The organism is Novosphingobium sp. KCTC 2891, from assembly GCF_025938155.1.
In the GTDB taxonomy this organism is placed as follows: domain Bacteria; phylum Pseudomonadota; class Alphaproteobacteria; order Sphingomonadales; family Sphingomonadaceae; genus Novosphingobium.
The window spans coordinates 112,947-131,476 of the sequence record NZ_JAPCZG010000005.1 but is presented as its reverse complement, the minus strand read 5'-3'; the positions used below and the strand labels follow the sequence as shown (position 1 = coordinate 131,476).

Below are 18,530 nucleotides of genomic sequence, written 5' to 3'. Positions count from 1 at the left end.
CTTTCAGTCCTCCGGTTCGAACAGGACCGCGCCGAAAGGCGGCAGCGATCCGATCGCGGCGTCGTTGACCGACACCATTTCCTTGCCAGTTTCAGGGATGCCGGCCGGCCATTTCGCCGCGCTTGCGCCCATGTTGATCACGCCGATGACCTGCCGGCCCTCGTGTTCGCGGCGCAGCGCCAGCACCGTTTCGCCGGCGTGGAGCACGGTGAAACTGCCGAGGCGCAGCGCGGACGAATCCTTGCGCAGGCGCAGCAGCAGCCGGGTCAGGTTGAGCAGCGAGGCGGGGTCCGTTTCCTGCCGATCGACCGCGCGGGACAGGTTTTCCGCGCCCACCGGCAGCCACGGCGTCGCCGTGGTGAAGCCGCCCTGTTCGTGCTGGACCTGCCACGGCAGCGGCGTGCGAGCCCCGTCGCGCGAAAGCGTCAGCGGCCAGTTGGCGATGGCTTCGGGGTCTTGCAGCAGTTCGAAGGGGATTTCGACTTGCGAGAGGCCGAGTTCCTCGCCCTGATAGACGATGATGTTGCCGCGCAGCGAGGCGAACAGCACGGCCTTCATGCGGACGAAGCGCTCGGCGTGTTCGGGCTTGCTCCAGCGAGAGACGGCGCGCGGGGCGTCGTGGTTCTCGAACGCCCAGCTCGGCCAGCCCAGCCCCGGCGTATCGGGCCAGCGGGCCAGCGCCTTTTCGACGAAGGCCGGGGTGATCGCATCGGCATAGAGGAAGTCGAAGCCGTAGGCGCTGTTCAGGTGCGTGTTGCCGGCGGTGAATGCCTTCATCTCGGTTTCGGCCAAGTCGCCGCCGACTTCGGCCACGGTGAACACCGCGCCGTAATCGTCGCACAGCGCGCGGATGCGTTCGATGAACTTGACGATATCCGGGTGCGACTGGTTGTAGATCTTGAGCTGGTAATCGAAGGGGCGCGTGCGGCGGCGGCCGTCCTCCGGCGCGGGCGGATTGTCGCGCAGCGTGGGATCATGCATCAGGAAGTTGAGCGCATCGATGCGGAAGCCATCGACGCCGCGGTCCAGCCAGAACTTCATGACATCGAGCAGCGCCTGCTGCACGGCCGGGTTGTGCGCGTTGACCTGGGGCTGGCTCGACAGGAAATTGTGCAGGTAATACTGGCAGCGCCGCGCGTCCCAGCGCCATGCCGGGCCGCCGAACACCGACTGCCAGTTCGACGGCGGCGAGCCATCGGGCTTGGGATCGGCCCAGACATACCAGTCCGCCTTGGCATTGTCCTTCGACTGGCGGCTTTCCACGAACCACGGGTGTTCGTCGGAGGTGTGGGCATAGACCTGGTCGATGGTGACCTTGAGGCCCAGTTCGTGCGCCCGCGCCACCAGCGCGTCGAAGTCCGTCAGCGTGCCGAAGATCGGATCGACGTCGCAATAGTCCGAAACGTCATAGCCGAAATCGTTCATCGGCGACTTGAAGAAGGGCGAGATCCAGATCGCGTCTGCGCCGAGCCGCGCCACGTGATCGAGCCGGCCGGTGATGCCCGGCAGGTCGCCCACGCCGTCGCCGTTGGAATCCGCATAGCTGCGGGGATAGATCTGGTAGATCGCCGCGCCGCGCCACCACGGGGTGTCGGCCTGCAGGACGGCAAGGTCTTCGGTCTGGGGGTGCTTCATGAACCTTGGTGTTCCGGGGAGGGATCGGCACGGCAGACCACGCTGCCGAAGGCGGGAAGATCGAGCATGACCGAGCCCGGCGCGGAAACGCTGGCCGGGCAGGCGCCGAACAGGCTTTGCAGCCCTGCGGCGCCGGTGCCGATCACGCTCGCGGCGCGGATCGGCTGGTCGCTGGTGTTGAAGGCGATGAGGTATTCCGCGCCCGTCGCGGGATCGAAGCGCGAGACCGAGAACAGGCCCGGCGCTTCGCTGTAGCTGCGCACCACCTGCCGCCCGGCGACGAGCGCGGGATGCTTCGCCCGGAGCGCGCCCAGCGCGGCGATCAGCCGGTAGAGCGGGTGATCGGCGCGGAAGTTCTCGGTGGCGGTGGTGCGGTCCGAGCCGAGCAGATGGTTGTCGTTGTAGGTCGCCACCTTGCTGGCGAACATGTCCTCGCGCGCGTCCTGGTCGTTGCCGTCGCCGACGAAGCCCTGCTCGTCGCCGTAGTAGATCACCGGGGAGCCGCGCAGCGTCATGAGCATGACGTGGGCCTGCATCACGCGGTCTAGCAACTCCTTATCGGTGATGCCGGGGCGGTCCTGACGAACAAGGGTGGCGAAGCGGCCCATGTCGTGGTTGCCGAGGAACGTGGGAAGCGCGAGCGCGGCCACCTCGCCGCCTTCGTAGAGCACGTCGCCGTCGAACATCTCGGCCAGCACGCTGGTGCCCTTGCCCTGCCCCAGCACGGCGCGCACCGCGCCCTGGAACGCGAAATCGAGCACGGCCGGATAGCCGTCGCGGCGGGTATATTGCGCGATATAGCCCGCGTCCGGCCCTTCGTGCGCCACTTCGCCGAAGATGTGGAAATGGGGAATGCCGCGCTTGCGGGCGGTTTCCTGCATCGCCGGGATGAACGCCCGCCAGAAGCCGGGATCGACATGGCGCGCGGTGTCGATGCGGAAACCGTCGACGCCGAAATCCTCGATCCACTTCGCGTAGATCGCGATCATGCCGTCGCGCACTTTCGGGTTCTCGGTGAAGAGGTCGTCCAGCCCCACGAAATCGCCGAAGCGGCTGCTTTCGCCGGTGAAGGTCGAATTGCCGCGATTGTGGTAGAATGCGGGATCGTTGAGCCAGTCGGGAACCTTCGCGTGTTCCTCGCCCTTGGGCACATAGGGGGTATAGGCGAACGAAGGATCGATCAGCCGGGCGAAGTTGGCGGGCGAGGAATCCTCGTCGCCCGCGAAACCGGGGTTGATCGGCTTGCCGGCCAGCCCGCCGGAGCGCGAATAGGGATAGTCGGCCCGGCCGCGATACTTGTAACCGTCTGCCGCGCCCTCGCGGTACTCGATCACGTCGGCGGTGTGGTTGGCGATGATGTCCATGTAGACCTTCATGCCGCGCGCGTGCGCCGCATCGACCAGCGCCTTGAAACCGGCATTGGTGCCGAAGTGCGGATCGACCTGGGTGAAATCGGTGATCCAGTAGCCGTGGTAGCCCGCGCTTTCCTGGCCCTTCGGCCCCTGCACCGGCTTGTTCTTGAACACGGGGCCGACCCACAGCGCGGTGGTGCCCATGCCCTTGATGTAATCGAGCCGGGCGATCAGGCCCTTGATGTCGCCGCCGTGGTAGAAGCCCTTGGACGCGGGATCGAACCCGGTCTTGAGCCGGTCGCCCTTCAGCCCGCCCCGATCGTTCTTCGGATCGCCGTTCTCGAAGCGGTCGGGCAGCACGAAATAGACCGTTTCGCCCGCAGGGGTGCGCTCCCGGTACTCCTGCGCCTGTGCGGAGAGAGGGATCGCGGCCAGAAGGACCGGGAGCGCGAGGGAACGGAAGATCATGCGGCGGCCATCCGGAATGCGGGCGCGGCGCAGTGCCGGGCGATGAAATCGGCGTGCGAAGGGTAGCGCGCGGCTTCGCGCAGATAGAGCGCGTTCAGCGTTTCGAGGTAGGCTTTCAGGTCCGCCTCGGGGATGGCTTCGGCCATGGCGTGGCTCTTGGCGGGGGTGATGCCCTGCCCGGCCATGACCTGGAACCATGCCACTTCGCTGAACAGTTCGTCGGCATCGCGGAAGATGTGGCCGCCTTCGCGGAACAGCGCGATCCGTTCGGCAAGGCTGCCGGGAAGCTCCATCTCGCGGCAGGCGCGCCAGAACGGCTCGTCGCGCTCGTTCAGGGCATAGTGCAGCACGATGAAATCGCGGATGCGCTCCATTTCGAACACGAACTGGCGGTTGTATTCGTCGCGCTCGGCCTGGACCTGGTGCTTGCCGGGCATGAACTTGAGGATGCGCGAGATCGCGGACTGGATCAGGTGGATCGAGGTCGATTCCAGGGGTTCGAGGAAACCGCTGGAAAGCCCCACCGCGATCACGTTGTGCTTCCACGCTTCTTGCCGGCGGCCGGTGGTGAAACGGATCGGGCGCGGCGTGTCGAGCGCGGGCGCGTCGAGATGCGCCAGCAGGCTGTCCGCCGCCTCGTCGTCGCTGGTGAAGGCGCTGCAATAGACGCGGCCATTGCCGGTGCGATGCTGCAACGGAATGCGCCACTGCCAACCCGCCGCGTGCGCGGTCGAGCGGGTGTAGGGCGTGAAATGGTCGACACGTTCGCTCGGCACGGCCAGCGCACGGTCGCAGGGCAGCCAGTGTGTCCAGTCCTGGTAGCCTGAGCCGAGCGCCTGCCCGATCAGCAGTGCGCGCAGGCCCGAGCAATCGACGAACCAGTCGCCCGTCACGATCTCGCCCGATTGCAGGCGGAGGCCGGTGACGTCGCCGCTCAGCCCGTCGCGCTGGACTTCGTCGATCATGCCTTCGGTGCGGACCACGCCGCGCGCTTCGGCGAATTCGCGCAGGAAGGCGGCATAGAGCGAGGCGTCGAAATGGAAGGCGTGCGGCATCTGCGGCACGGTCTGCGCGGTGAGCGGGGCGCCCCGGTGCATCCGGTCCTGCTTGGCCGCGATGTCGTTCAGGCAGTAATCGTGCGTGGGGCCGGCAAAGCCGAGCCGCCGCCCGCGCGACCAGTAGTGATGGAACCCGCACAGGCCCACCGCGCGGCCAACGTCGCCGAAAGCGTGCATGTAGCTGCTGCCCGGCCGCAGCCAGTCGACGAACTCGATGCCGAGTTTGAAGGTCGCCTGCGTGGCGCGGATGAAAGCATTCTCGTCTATGCCGAGCGCCTGATTGAACATCCGGATCTGGGGGATCGTGGCTTCGCCCACGCCGATCGTGCCGATCGCCTCGGATTCGATCAGGCGGACCGAAAAGCCCTGGTCGAGGAAGTGGCCGAACGCGGCGGCGGTCATCCAGCCTGCGGTGCCGCCTCCGACGATGACGATGGAAACCGGTCCTGCCTCACCCACGGCAACTCTCCCCGCTAAACTGGCCCCGAATACTGGCGGGTGTGGCCGGGCGGGACCATTCTGTGTGTCCCGCCCGGCCCTGCGACCCGAACCTCAGAACTTGTAGCTGAGGCCGATGTAGTAGTCGCGTCCGTAGCGCTGGTAGTCGATCACCTGGCGCGGATCGTCGTTCTGGTAGGTGATGAACGGACGGTCGGTGAGGTTCTTCGCCTGAAGCAGGATCGACAGGCCGGCGAGCGACGAGCCTTCCTGGAATTCATACCCGATCTGTGCGTCGAGGATGCCTTCCGCCTTGGCCGTGCGGTAGGTCGGGTTGGCCGACAGACCCGCGACTTCGGCAAGGAACTTCGAGCGGTAGCGATACGAGGCGCGCAGCTGGAAGCCGTTCTTCTCATAATAGACCGAGGCGTTCGCCACCCAGGCCGACAGGCCCGGCAGGGTGATCGTGGAGCCAGGGTTGCTGGCCAGCTCGATCTCGCTCTTGGTGTAGGAACCCGAACCGAAGAAGCCGAACCCGTCGAGCGACGGCGACAGCAGCGAGAACGGCAGCGACAGCGTCAGTTCCGCGCCCTTGAGCGTGCCCTTGCCGCCGTTGTTCGGCGCCTTGACCAGACCCAGCGTGGTGCCGAGCGCGGCCTGCTGGTCCGGCGAAAGCGACGAGGCCGCATCCTTGAAGTCATAGATGAAGCTGGCGCTCGGATCGACGTAGTCGGTCAGGCGCTTGTAGTAGCCCGCCAGCGAGACGTAGCCGCCCTTGGGGAAATAGTGTTCGAGCGAAGCGTCGACGTTGAACGACTTGTAGGGCCGCAGGCGCGAGTTGCCACCGTTCGAGCTGAACACGCTGTTCGCGGGATCGCTGGAACCGAGCTTCGACGGGTCGATGCCGAATTCCTGGTTCACGCGCTCCTGATCGAGGCGCGGACGCACCATCGTGAGCGAGGACGCCAGCTTGAGGTAGCTGGCATCGGCCACCTCGATCGCCACGTTGGCGCTGGGCAGGACGCGCCAGTACTTGTCGCCGCCGGTCGCCGGGTAGATGCTGACCACGCCGCCCGAGAAGTTCGAGATCGAACCGTCCGAGCTCTGGTCGGTGTGCACGGCCTGCACGCCGATCGAACCGGTCACGTTGCGGCCACCGACGCTGCCGTCGAGCTTGAGCATCGCGTAGGCGGTCCACACCTTTTCGGTGACCGAATTGTCGCGCACCAGCGAGACCGGGCGGTTGTCGTAAACGCCCTGGAGGCTGTTGTTGTAGAGATAGAGCGGGTTGATCGCGAGCATCGCGGGCACGCCGAGATAACCCAGCGGCGTCGAACCGACGATGGCTTCCGACGGGATCGGCGCGAACTGCGTGGTGCCGCTGGCGACAGTGCAGTTGGTGCCGGTGCCGGTGGGGCACAGGAAGTAGGACTTGAAGGCCGAGGTCTTCTTGCGGTGGCTGTAGTTGCCGCCGACTTCCCAGCCCTTGATGATGCCGGCGTTGAATTCGCCGTCCAGGCTGGCGCGCAGCGAGAGCAGGTCGTCCTTGAAGCTGGGACGGTTGAGGAAGCCCGCCTGCACGACCGCGGTGGTGCCGTTATAGCCCCAGCCGCGCGGATCGGTGATGCCGAACTGCGAAGCGTCGGAGTAGTCCAGCGTCGGGACGATATCGAACGTGCCGTTCTGGTTGGCCGAGATGTGCAGCGTGTCCGACGCGCCGGTCGCGCCGTAGCCCGTGCCGGTGTAGGTTTCGAGCAGGAAGTCGGTGCGCTTGGCGTGGCTGTAGCTGGCGTCGAGCGTCAGGTGGGTCTTCTCACCCAGGCCGATGACGTTGTTCCAGCCCACCGAGAAGTTGTCGGCATCGCGCTTGTTGTAGTCGTTGCGCTGCACGGCATGGACGCCGCTGACCGTGGCATCGGTGACGAGGCCGTTGTTCACCGTGTAGCCCGGCTCAACCGTGGCGCCCGAACCCCAGTCCGGCGCGATCGGGAATTCGATGCCGCGCAGGCGCTGCGTTTCCTTGAACTTCGAATAGAGCAGGTCGAGCGTCGAGTGGAAGTTGTCGCTCGGCTGGTATTCCAGCGTGGCCACCGCGCCGTAGCGCTGCAGCTTGTTCGACTGGACATAGGGCTTGGCGCCGCCAAGCAGCAGCGCACCGCCGGTCGCGACCGAGTTGGGGAAGCCCCAGGCGTTGTAGCGCTCGTTCTGCGAGGGCGCATCGGTGGCCGAGACGCCGATGGCGATGCCGAAGGTGTCGTCGGCGAACTTGTCGACATAGGCGGCCGAGGCGCGGTAGCCATAGCGGCTGCCATCGGGATTGAGCTTCTTGAGGCCGTTCATCTGGCCGCGCAGCTGCACCGAGACGATGCGATCGGCCTGCGACAGCGGGCGCAGCATCCGCAGGTCGACGGTGCCGGCGATGCCCGCCGCGACGAGCGAGGGATCGGCCGCCTTGTGCACGACGACGTTCTTGAAGAACTCCGACGGATACTGGTCGTACTCGACGCCGCGGTTGTCACCGACGGTGACCTGCTCGCGGCCGTTGAGCAGCGTGGTCGAGAAATCCGGGCCAAGGCCGCGGATCGACAGGCGCTGGTCGCGGCCTTCGAGGCGCTGCGAGGTCACGCCCGGCAGGCGCGCCAGCGAGTCTGCGATCGAGACGTCGGGCAGCTTGCCGATGTCTTCGGCCGAAATCGCTTCGACGATCGACGGCGTGGTGCGCTTGATCGCAGCCGAGGCATTGAGCGAGGCGCGGATACCGGTGACGACGATGCCGCCTTCATCGGCGGCTGCAGCGGTGTCGGCCTGCGGAGCGGCGTCCTGTGCGAACGACGGCGCGGCGAGCAGCGCAACCGAAAGCGCGAAAAGCGAGCTGCCGATGCGGCCCGCGGAAGATGCGTGGTGTGCCATGATCTGTGTTTCACTCCCCCAACCGGCCGTTGGCCGGCCTGAACCCTGTCCGGCGTTGCCGGCTTGTCACGACCGCCGGGAAAGAATGCGCCGGTGGGCCGTTGTCCGTGGAGCTACGCCTATCATCGTCGAAGGCGAATATAGCATACGTATACTATGCATTCCGATGCGGCGCAAACCATTGAAGGTGCTGCACTTTCGCAACGGTTTTGCGGCGTCGTGGTTAACCGGTTGGTACCGAAATGGAACCAACTATGGTCGTGATTGCAGAGGGTTGCCCATCCGCGTAGGCTGCTGGCCAGGCTGGGGGCGACACTGGCCGGGGGGAGTCGATGCATGGGCCGCAGGCCATCCAACAAACCGACCAGTTTCGACATCGCCTATCTCGCCGGTGTGTCGCAACCGACCGTCAGCCGCGCCTTGCGGGGCAGCAAGTCGGTCAGTCTCGCCACCCGCCAGAAGATCGAGGCGATCGCCCGCCAGCTCGACTACACGGTGGACAAGAACGCGTCGTCGCTGCGCTCGCAGAGGTCGAACACGCTGGCGCTGCTGTTCTTCGAGGACCCCACGCCCGACGATTCGAACATCAACCCGTTCTTCCTGTCGATGCTCGGCTCCATCACGCGGCAATGCGCGGCGCACGGGCTGGACCTGCTGATCTCGTTCCAGAAACTGGATGACGACTGGCACAAGAAATACCAGGAAAGCCACCGCGCCGACGGACTGATCCTGCTCGGATACGGCGACTACACCATCTACGAGAGCCGGTTGCGGCAGCTGGTGCGCAGCGGCACGCATTTCGTGCGGTGGGGATCGGTGGACGACGGCATGATCGGCGCGACCGTGGGATCGGACAATTTCGGCGCGGGACGCCTGGTGGGCGAGCATCTCCTGGCGCGGGGGCGGCGCAGCATCGCTTTCCTGGGGCAGGCGGATTCGCACTATCCCGAATTCGAGCGTCGCTACGCAGGGCTTGTCCGCGCGCTGGAAACTGCGGGAATCGCGCAGGACGCCGATCTTGTCGTCGATGCGATCTCGTCCGAGCAGATCGGTTATGACGCGGCGCGGACGCTGCTTTCGCGCGGGAAGCCGTTCGATGCGATCTTTGCCGCCAGCGACCTGATCGCCATCGGCGCGATGCGCGCGCTGGCCGAAGCGGGCCTGCACGTGCCCGGCGATGTCGCGGTGGTGGGATTCGACGATCTGCCCGCCGCGAGCCTTACGAGCCCGCCGCTCACCACCGTGATGCAGGATATGCGCCAGGCCGGCGCAGCACTGGTCGAGACGGTGCTGGCGCAGACCGAGGATAAGCCCCTGCCCGTTGCCGTCCTTCCCACGCGGCTGGTCGTGCGCGGCAGCACAGGGGGCTGATTCCCGCTTTTTTGCGCTGCATTTCGCGGTGGCGCCGCGCATCGTATTCGTATGCAATGCGATTGCCGCAACCGCGCGAACGTGCGACCCGAAGGCAGTTCCGGGGCCCCCGAAAGGTGCGCAAAGCCGCCTGTCCCCGCCGAGAGGACCCATGACAGCAAGCCCCGCGACATCAGCCGTTCCCGCCGCGACCAAGCCGCGCCAGAGCTTCCTGGGCCTGTGGAACATCAGCTTCGGCTATTTCGGCATCCAGATCGCGTTCGGGCTGCAGAACGCCAATGTCAGCCGGATCTTCCAGTCGCTCGGCAGCAGTGTCGATGACCTGGCGTTCCTGTGGATCGCGGGACCGGTGACCGGCCTGATCGTGCAACCGCTGATCGGCCATTATTCAGACCGCACCTGGGGGCGCTTTGGCCGGCGCAGGCCGTATTTCCTCGCGGGCGCGCTGCTCGCCGGTCTGGCGCTGCTGGGTCTGCCCAACACCGGCCTGCTGCTGCTCGCCGCCGCTTTCCTGTGGCTGCTCGACGCATCGCTCAATGTGGCGATGGAACCATTTCGCGCTTTTGTGGGCGACATGACACCCAGCAGTCAGCGCGCGCAGGGCTTCGCGCTCCAGACGTGGTTCATCGGCGCCGGCGCAGTCGTGGGCAGCCTTGCCCCGGCCATCTTCAGCGCGCTCGGCATTGCCAACACCGCGCCCGCGGGCGTCGTGCCGCCGTCGGTGCGCTACAGCTTCTACCTGGGGGCGCTCGCCATCGTGCTGGCCGTTGGCTGGACGGTGCTGCGCGTGCGGGAATACAGCCCTGAGGACATGGCCTGCTTCGAGGGGCGCGACGTTCAGGACGAAACGCACGAGCCGCTGGTATATCCCGCGCGGGGACCGTTCTGGATCGCGGCGGGCGCGGTGCTTCTGGCGCTGGTCGCGGTGACCGGGCTGGACAAGCAGCTGTTCGTGCTGGGCGGCGGACTGGCGGCATTCGGACTGGTGCAGGTCGCTGTCCGGGCGCGGCGGGGCACCGGGGCGCTGGCCCACATCGTCAGCGATCTGGCGCAGATGCCGGTGCAGATGAAGCAACTGGCGCTCGCCCAGTTCTTTACCTGGACCGCGCTGTTCATCCTGTGGATCTACACCACGCCGGTCGTGACCCGCTACGTGTTCGGATCGACCGACACCGCCAGCGCGGCTTACAACGCCGGCGCGGACTGGGTGGGCGTGATGTTCGCGTTCTATAACGGCGTGGCCGCGCTCGCCGCTTTCGCGCTGCCGGTGCTGGCGGCGCGAATCGGCAACGTGCGCACGCACATGGCCTGCCTGCTCGCGGGCGCGGTGGCGTTCGCCTTGATGCTGGTGATCCGCGACAAGATGCTGCTGCTGGTGCCGATGGCGCTGATGGGCGTGGCCTGGGCTTCGATCCTGGGAATGCCCTACGTGATCCTCACCCGCGTGCTGCCGCCGCGCAAGTTCGGCATCTATATCGGGGTGTTCAATTTCTTCATCGTCATCCCGCAGCTGATGGTGGCGACGGTGATGGGCGGAGTGATCCGCAGCTTCTTCCCGACCGAGCCGAAGTGGACGATGCTCGTGGCCGCACTGGTCATGGTTGCCGCCGCGCTGGCCACGCTGCGCGTGCGCGAGGATGCGGCCTGAGACGCCTCGGCGCGGTTCGCGCGCGGAGGGCATGGGATAATGACGTCATTCTCGCTTCTTGGGGCTCGTCTTAGGAAAGTCTGAAGGTTTCCGCTCTATTCACCATGTCCGGATACGTGGCGATGACCAGAACGAGGCCATCGCAAAGGTTGGAAACACGGGAAGTTTGTTGATGAGCGCATTTGGCCGCAAACCCGGACTTGGTGGCAGCAGCCCCGCGATGCGACCCTCTTTCGGCGTCGCCCGCCCGATGAAGGGCGGCGAGAATGCCGCCCCCACCCCGACGCCGGCACCTGCCGCCGTACCGCTGGGCGGCGGCGACCAGTTCCCGCCGCTACCCCCCATGGACATGGGCGACCAGCCGGTGAACGCCGCCACGCTCAAGGCCGACGCGATGACCCGGCTGGCCGACCGCGCCAACGCCGTGGTCGACAACCAGTATCAGGCCGAAGGCTTCGAAGCGTCGGTCCACAAGATCAAGGAACAGGTGCTGCCGCGCCTGCTCGAACGTGTCGATCCCGAAGCCGCCGCCACGCTGACCAAGGAAGAGCTCTCGGAAGAGTTCCGCCCGATCATCATGGAAGTGCTGGCTGAGCTGAAGGTCACGCTCAACCGTCGCGAGCAGTTCGCGCTGGAAAAGGTGCTGATCGACGAACTGCTCGGCTTCGGTCCGCTGGAAGAGCTGCTCAACGATCCCGACGTGTCGGACATCATGGTCAACGGACCGGAGCAGACCTACATCGAAAAGAAGGGCAAGCTCGTGCTCGCCCCGATCCGCTTCCGCGACGAAAGCCACCTGTTCCAGATCGCACAGCGCATCGTCAACCAGGTCGGCCGCCGCGTCGACCAGACCACGCCGCTGGCCGACGCCCGCCTCAAGGATGGCAGCCGCGTCAACGTGATCGTGCCCCCGCTGTCGCTGCGCGGCACGGCGATCTCGATTCGTAAGTTTTCCGAGAAGCCGATCACGATCGACATGCTGCGCGATTTCGGCTCAATGTCGGACAAGATGGCGACGGCGCTGAAAATCGCCGGCGCGTGCCGCATGAACATCGTCATCTCGGGCGGTACGGGTTCGGGCAAGACGACCATGCTCAACGCGATGTCGAAGATGATCGACCCCGGCGAGCGCGTGCTGACCATCGAGGACGCCGCCGAACTCCGCCTGCAACAGCCCCACTGGCTGCCGCTCGAAACGCGCCCGCCGAACCTGGAAGGCCAGGGTGCCATCACCATCGGCGACCTTGTGAAGAACGCCCTGCGTATGCGTCCTGACCGCATCATCCTGGGCGAAATCCGCGGCGCCGAGTGCTTCGACCTGCTGGCCGCGATGAACACCGGCCACGATGGCTCGATGTGCACGCTCCACGCCAACAGCCCGCGCGAATGCCTGGGCCGTATGGAAAACATGATCCTGATGGGCGACATCAAGATCCCGAAGGAAGCGATCAGCCGCCAGATCGCGGAATCGGTCGACCTCATCGTGCAGGTGAAGCGCCTGCGCGACGGTTCGCGCCGCACGACCAACATCACCGAGGTGATCGGGATGGAAGGCGACGTGATCGTGACCCAGGAACTGTTCAAGTTCGAGTATCTGGACGAAACCGAGGACGGCAAGATCATCGGCGAGTTCCGCCCATCGGGCCTGCGCCCCTACACGCTGGAGAAGGCGCGCCAGTTCGGGTTCGACCAGGCCTATCTCGAGGCGTGCCTGTAATCCGCTGATGCCCATCCCCGCCTTGCGGGGGTGTGCGCAGGCAGAGGCGCGGCAAGGGGCTTGATCGCGCCCGTCCCTGCCCTAAGGCTCGCAGCCGATGCCTACCTACCACAGACCGATGCTGGCCCTTGGCCTGCGCCTTGGCGCCATGCTGATGCTGTCGGTCATGCTGCTGCTGGTCAAGCTGACCGGCGAGCGCGGGATCTGGCTTCCCGAGACGATGTTCTGGCGCCAGCTCATTCCCGCGCTGGGCATCTTCGGGTGGCTCGCCGCACGCGGCCAGCTGGGCCGGCTCAAGACCGCACGCCCGTGGATCCATGCGCGCCGGGCCTTCATCGGCACGTCGGGAATGTTCCTCACGCTGGGCGTGGTCCAGATCCTGCCGCTCGCCGAATCGACGGTGCTGGGCTTTACCGCGCCGATCTTTGCCGTGGTGCTTTCGGCGCTGCTGCTGAAGGAGCACGTCGGGCCGTGGCGCTGGGCGGCGGTTCTGCTGGGGTTGGCAGGGATCGTCGTCATTGCCGGGCCGGACCGGGCGCACCTGCCGCTGCTGGGACTGGCCGTCGGCATCGGCGCGGCCTTCATGGTGGCGCTCGTGTCGATCCAGCTGCGTGATCTGGGCCGCACCGAGGAACCGCTGACCGTGGTGTTCTGGTTCTCGGCGATGAGCGCGCCGTTCCTGGCCCTGTTCCTGCTGAAATCGGGCGCGAGCCATGACGCGGCGGGCTGGCTGATGATCCTCGGCATCGGGATCACCGGCCTGTTCGCGCAGATCCTGATGACCGCCGCGCTCCGCTTCGGCAGCGTCGCCAGCGTGATCGTCATGGACTATTCGCAGTTCGGATGGGCCACGCTGTGGGGCGTGCTGTTCTTCGCCCACCTGCCGCCCGCGACCACGCTGCTGGGCGCGCCGCTGATCGTGGGAGCCGGGCTGGTCATCGCCTGGCGCGAGCAGGTGCTCACGCGGCAGCGAATGGCCCTGCTGAACGCCTGAACCGGACAGGCCTTGTCGGCCCGCCCGGTCCCCGCTTTCGATCAGTTCACGCGTTCGTTCAGTTCACTCGTTCGTTCAGTTCACTTGGCGATCCATGCCTTCCCAATAGGGATCGCGCAGCGAACGGCGCAGGACCTTGCCGGTGGGATTGCGCGGCAGCGCGTCGATCACGTCGACCGACTTGGGCACCTTGAACGCGGCAATGCGTTCGCGCGCCCAGGCGATGACGTTCGCCGGATCGACGACATGGCCTTCCTTCGGCACGCAGACGGCCTTCACCGCCTCGCCCCACTTGGCATCGGGAACGCCGATCACGGCCACTTCCAGAACATCCGGGTGACCGTAGATCGCGCTTTCCACTTCGGCGGGATAGACGTTCTCACCGCCCGAGATGATCATGTCCTTGATGCGGTCCTGGATGTAGATGTAGCCCTCGTCATCCATGTAGGCGGCATCGCCGGTGCGGACCCAGCCATCGGCGCTCAGCGTCTTGGCCGTCGCCTCGGGCAGGTTCCAGTAGCCGAGCATGTTGTTCGAGCTGCGCGTCTCGATCTCGCCCACCGTGCCGCGCGGCACTTCGTTGCCCTGCGCATCCACGATCCGCACTTCCACGCCGGGATTGGCGCGGCCGGCCGAGCGCATCTTGGGTGAGCCATTGAGATCGTGATCGTCGGGCACCAGCGAAACCACCGTGCCGGTCGTCTCGGTCATGCCGTAGCACTGCATGAAACCGGCGTTGGGAATGGTCTGCACCGCCTCGCGCAGCAGTTCGAGCGGGATCGGCGCCGCGCCATACATCACGTACTTCAGCTTGCTGAAATCGGTGTTGGCCGCGAGCGGATGCTGGATCAGCATCTGCAAGGCCGCGGGCACGATGAAGAACCGGGTGATTCCCTGCCCGACGGCGGTCAGCGCGCCTTCCGCGGTGAATTCCGCATGGATGATCGCCCGCACGCCGCCGCCGAAGGCCATCGTGCCAAGGCCCGTGCCCCCGATATGCGCGCAGGGCATGCACACGAGGATCGCCTCGTCCTTGTCCCATTCGGCCCAGGGCAGCCCGGCATCGAGCGAAGGGCGGCGCAGCCCGAACATGTTGCGGTGGCAGAGCACCGCGCCTTTCGGATTGCCCGTGGTGCCCGAAGTGTAGAGTTGCAGCATGGCATCATCCGGCCCGGCCGCCTCGATCGTTTCGGCGGGGGGCGTGGCCATGATCTCGGCGCGCGCCTGTGCTTCGCCCAGCACGTGCGCCAGCGCGGGGCACGTTGCCTTCAGCCCCTGCGCGATGTCGAGGAATTCCTCGCCCGCGACGGCCAGCTTGGTTCCGGTGTCGTTGAGGATGAACGCCATTTCCGCCGGCGCCAGTCGCCAGCCGATCGGCGCCATCACCACGCCGACGCGGCCCGCGCCGAACAGCAGCTGGAAGTAGAGATCGTCGTTCTTGCCGATCCAGGCGATGCGGTCGCCCTTCTTCAGGCCCTTCGATTCGAGGAAGGCCGCGACCCGGCGCGAGATCACCTCAAGCTCGGCATAGGTGGTCAGCCGCTCGCCCTGTTCCTGCGCGATGGCATCAGGCCGGTCCTTGGCCCAGAACCGGAAATGCTCGTCGAGCGTCAGGAAATCGGCAGTTTCACTCATCAGTCAGTCCTCTTCCCCGGCGTCGGCGGAACCCGCGCGCGCCGCAATCGTTCTTGCCTCGTCGAAACTCGAGATCCGCGACATGGATCAAGAGCGGTCACCGCTGGAAGCCGAACCTGCCTCCCTCGCCGCCGCTCTTAATTGTGCGATTAAAGGAGTAAAACCGATGGTACGCAAGATGCTTTTTGCCGCCGTGATGGGCACCCTCGTCCTGAGCGCTTCGGCCTGCAACACCGTCAAGGGTGCTGGCCGTGACATCCAGTCGGTGGGCCAGGCCGGTTCGGATGCGATCCACCGCCGCTGATCCGCTTTGAAGGCAAAGAAAAACCCCGCGCCGGGCGACCGGCGCGGGGTTTGTCATTTCAGGCTTGAAGCCGGCCGGTTTCAGGCCTGCTTCGGCCACACCAGCTTCGGCTTGCGCGCGGCCAGCGTCTCGTCCAGCCGTCGACGCGGGGCGAGGTGCGGCGCGGACTTCAGCATCGGATCGCCCGCCTTCGCCCTTTCGGCCAGCGAGCGCATGGCGCCGATGAACTGGTCCAGGCCGCCCTTGCTTTCGGTCTCGGTCGGTTCGACCAGCATCGCGCCGTGGACCACCAGCGGGAAATAGACCGTCATCGGGTGGTAGCCCTCGTCGATCAGGCCCTTGGCAAGATCGAGCGTCGAGAACCCGTCGGCAAAGCCGTCATCGCTGAACAGAGCTTCGTGCATGCACGGTCCGGCGGCGCCGAAGGGCGCGTCGAGCACGTCCTCGAGGCTGCGCAGAACGTAGTTGGCGTTGAGCACGGCATCGCCCGAAACCTGCCGGAGCCCGTCCGCGCCGTGGCTGAGGATATAGGCCAGCGCGCGCGAATACATGCCCATCTGGCCATGGAACGCGCACATCCGCCCGAACGCCTGCGGATGATCCTCGCCCGCGTTCTCTTCCTCGATCAGCCGCACCGAGCCATCGGCCAGCCGCGTGGTGAACGGCAGCGGCGCGAAGGGCGCCAGCGCTTCCGACAGCACCACCGGGCCTGAGCCCGGACCACCGCCGCCGTGCGGGGTGGAGAAGGTCTTGTGCAGGTTGATGTGCATCGCATCGACGCCAAGATCGCCCGGGCGCACCCGGCCGACGATGGCGTTGAAGTTCGCGCCGTCGCAATAGACGAACCCGCCCGCCGCGTGGACCGCGTCGGCGATGGTCTTGAGATCGCGCTCGAACAGGCCGCAGGTGTTGGGGTTGGTGATCATCACCCCGGCCACGTCCGGCCCGAGCCGCGCCGTCAGCGCCGCCACGTCGACCCGGCCATCTGCCGTCGCCGGGATGTTCTCCACCCGGTATCCGGCAAAGGCCGCCGTCGCGGGATTGGTGCCGTGCGCGCTTTCGGGCACCAGGATCACCTCGCGCGCATCGCCGCGCGCTTCCAGAGCGGCGCGGATGCACAGCAGTCCGCACAGTTCGCCATGCGCGCCGGCCTTGGGCGTCATCGCCACGCCGGCCATGCCGGTGAGCGTGATGAGCCACTGCGCCAGCTCTTCCATCACCTTGAGCGCGCCCTGCACCGTCTGCTGCGGCTGCAAGGGGTGGACGTCGGCAAAACCGGGCATCCGCGCGACCTTTTCATCAAGGCGCGGGTTGTGCTTCATCGTGCAGCTGCCCAGCGGGAACAGGCCGAGGTCGATGGCATAGTTCTGCCGCGACAGGCGGGTGTAGTGGCGCACCGCTTCGGGTTCGGACAGACCCGGCAGGTCGACCGGCGCCGAACGGCGGAACGGCAGGCCTTCCAGGGATTCCCCCCCGTCATCGTCGTCGAAATCGACGCCGCAGTGGTCGAGATTGCCGATCTCGAAGATCAGGCCTTCCTCAAGCTGAAGCCCGCGGTTGCCGGTGGTGGTGACGATGCCGTCCGCCGCAGCGCCAGCCTCGCCCATGGCGGGACGCCAGCCCGACCGATTGATCTCGTTCATGCCAGCACCTCCTCAAGCGCGGCGGCAAAGGTCTCGATATCCTCCGCCGTGGTGCATTCGGTGGCCGCGACCAGCAGCCCGCCGCCAAGGCCATCCGCCCCCGGATAGAGCCGCCCGAGCGAAACACCGCCCAGCACCTGCCGGTCGGCCAGCTCGCGCACCACGGTGCGGGCATCGCGCGGCAGGGTGACGACGAATTCGTTGAAATAGGCGCGGTTGACCACGGACACGCCCGGCACCTGCGCCAGCCGCTTCGCGGTGGCGACGGCGCGCGCGTGGCTCGCCCTGGCCATCTGTTCCAGCCCCTTGCCACCCAGCAGCGTGAGGTGGATCGAGAACGCCAGCGCGCACAGCCCGGAGTTCGTGCAGATGTTGCTGGTCGCCTTCTCGCGGCGGATGTGCTGTTCGCGCGTGGACAGCGTCAGCACGAAGCCGCGCCGCCCGTCCGCGTCCACCGTCTCGCCGCAGAGGCGACCGGGGATCTGGCGCAGATACTTCTCGCGGCATCCGAACAGGCCCAGATACGGCCCGCCGAACTGGAGGCCGACGCCGAGCGCCTGGCCCTCGCCCACGACAATGTCCGCGCCCAGCGCGCCGGGGCTTTCAAGCAGGCCGAGCGCGACCGGTTCGGTCACCACCGCGATCAGCAGCGCCCCCACGGCCTGTGCGGCTGCGGCGATCTTCGCGAGGTCCGGAATGCGGCCCAGAACGTCGGGATACTGGACCACCACGCACGAGGTTTCCGCGCCCAGTGCGGCGATCACCGCATCATCGTCGGCTTCGGCCGAGAGTTCGGGCAGGCGCGTCACCAGCGTGTCGCCGGTGAACTTCGCCATGGTTTTCGCGGTTTCGACGTAGTGCGGATGAAGCCCGCCCGAGAGCACCGCCGTCTTGCGCTTGGTAATGCGGCCGGCCATCGCCACCGCTTCCCAGCACGCCGTCGATCCATCGTAGAGCGAGGCATTGGCGACATCGGTGCCCAGCAGCCGGGCGACCTGCGTCTGGAACTCGAACAGCACCTGCAAGGTGCCCTGCGCGATTTCGGGCTGGTAGGGCGTGTAGGCGGTGAGGAACTCGCCGCGCTGGATCAGGTGATCGACGCTGGCGGGAACGTGGTGGCGATAGGCACCCGCGCCGAGGAAGAACGGCACCTGGCCGGCGGTCAGGCTCTCGGCCGAAAGGCGGGCCATGTGGCGTTCGACCGCCATTTCGCTGGCGTGCATCGGCAGGCCGGGCACCGGTCCGGCGAGACGCGCTTCGGCCGGCACGTCGACGAACAGGTCGTCCACGCTCGCCGCGCCGATCGTGCCGAGCATTCCGGCGCGGTCGGCATCGTTCAGGGGAAGATAACGCATCC

Annotated in this window: 12 protein-coding genes; 5 read left to right on the top strand and 7 right to left on the bottom strand. The window is 66.5% G+C overall.

Features of this window, described 5'->3' with window-relative positions; genetic code table 11:
• Window positions 1-3 precede the first annotated feature (3 nt).
• From OLX02_RS11595 to OLX02_RS11580, 4 genes are all read right to left on the bottom strand, one after another.
• Complete coding sequence (locus tag OLX02_RS11595; RefSeq protein ID WP_264422991.1) at window positions 4-1,635, bottom strand: alpha-amylase family glycosyl hydrolase; 1,632 nt, start codon at window positions 1,633-1,635, stop codon at window positions 4-6.
• The gene (locus OLX02_RS11590; RefSeq protein ID WP_264422989.1) at window positions 1,632-3,455 is read right to left on the bottom strand and encodes an alpha-amylase family glycosyl hydrolase; all 1,824 of its coding nucleotides are present in this window, start codon (window positions 3,453-3,455) and stop codon (window positions 1,632-1,634) included. Before OLX02_RS11590 ends, OLX02_RS11595 begins: the two co-directional genes overlap by 4 nt.
• Window positions 3,452-4,972 (bottom strand): tryptophan halogenase family protein, encoded by a 1,521-nt coding sequence (locus OLX02_RS11585; protein WP_264422988.1) that lies wholly within the window; start codon window positions 4,970-4,972, stop codon window positions 3,452-3,454. The genes OLX02_RS11590 and OLX02_RS11585 overlap by 4 nt, the downstream gene beginning before the upstream one ends.
• A gap of 93 nt (window positions 4,973-5,065) precedes the next feature.
• The gene (locus OLX02_RS11580) at window positions 5,066-7,861 is read right to left on the bottom strand and encodes a TonB-dependent receptor (protein ID WP_264422986.1); all 2,796 of its coding nucleotides are present in this window, start codon (window positions 7,859-7,861) and stop codon (window positions 5,066-5,068) included.
• Between the two features lie 336 nt (window positions 7,862-8,197).
• On the opposite strand from OLX02_RS11580, the gene OLX02_RS11575 reads away from it, so the two are divergent.
• From OLX02_RS11575 to OLX02_RS11560, 4 genes are all read left to right on the top strand, one after another.
• Complete coding sequence (locus OLX02_RS11575) at window positions 8,198-9,232, top strand: LacI family DNA-binding transcriptional regulator (protein WP_264422984.1); 1,035 nt, start codon at window positions 8,198-8,200, stop codon at window positions 9,230-9,232.
• Window positions 9,233-9,383: 151 nt separating this feature from the next.
• Window positions 9,384-10,880: an MFS transporter gene (locus OLX02_RS11570; protein ID WP_264422982.1), complete on the top strand. Its 1,497-nt coding sequence runs from the start codon at window positions 9,384-9,386 to the stop codon at window positions 10,878-10,880.
• A gap of 172 nt (window positions 10,881-11,052) precedes the next feature.
• A complete protein-coding gene (locus OLX02_RS11565) occupies window positions 11,053-12,597 on the top strand; it encodes a CpaF family protein (protein ID WP_264422980.1) in 1,545 nt (514 codons plus the stop codon).
• A gap of 97 nt (window positions 12,598-12,694) precedes the next feature.
• On the top strand, window positions 12,695-13,591 hold the full coding sequence (locus tag OLX02_RS11560) for a DMT family transporter (protein WP_264422978.1): 897 nt from the start codon (window positions 12,695-12,697) through the stop codon (window positions 13,589-13,591).
• Window positions 13,592-13,666: 75 nt separating this feature from the next.
• Here OLX02_RS11560 and OLX02_RS11555 read toward each other — a convergent pair whose 3' ends face one another.
• On the bottom strand, window positions 13,667-15,226 hold the full coding sequence (locus OLX02_RS11555; protein ID WP_264422976.1) for a long-chain-fatty-acid--CoA ligase: 1,560 nt from the start codon (window positions 15,224-15,226) through the stop codon (window positions 13,667-13,669).
• A gap of 166 nt (window positions 15,227-15,392) precedes the next feature.
• Between OLX02_RS11555 and OLX02_RS11550 the strand changes: the two genes are divergently transcribed.
• Window positions 15,393-15,530: an entericidin A/B family lipoprotein gene (locus OLX02_RS11550; protein ID WP_264422974.1), complete on the top strand. Its 138-nt coding sequence runs from the start codon at window positions 15,393-15,395 to the stop codon at window positions 15,528-15,530.
• An 80-nt stretch (window positions 15,531-15,610) separates the two neighbouring features.
• On the opposite strand, the gene gcvPB is transcribed toward OLX02_RS11550, so the two are convergent.
• Window positions 15,611-17,173, bottom strand: a complete 1,563-nt coding sequence (gcvPB, locus tag OLX02_RS11545; protein WP_264422972.1) for an aminomethyl-transferring glycine dehydrogenase subunit GcvPB — start codon at window positions 17,171-17,173, stop codon at window positions 15,611-15,613.
• Window positions 17,170-18,528: an aminomethyl-transferring glycine dehydrogenase subunit GcvPA gene (gene gcvPA, locus OLX02_RS11540; protein ID WP_264422970.1), complete on the bottom strand. Its 1,359-nt coding sequence runs from the start codon at window positions 18,526-18,528 to the stop codon at window positions 17,170-17,172. Before gcvPA ends, gcvPB begins: the two co-directional genes overlap by 4 nt.
• Window positions 18,529-18,530 lie beyond the last annotated feature (2 nt).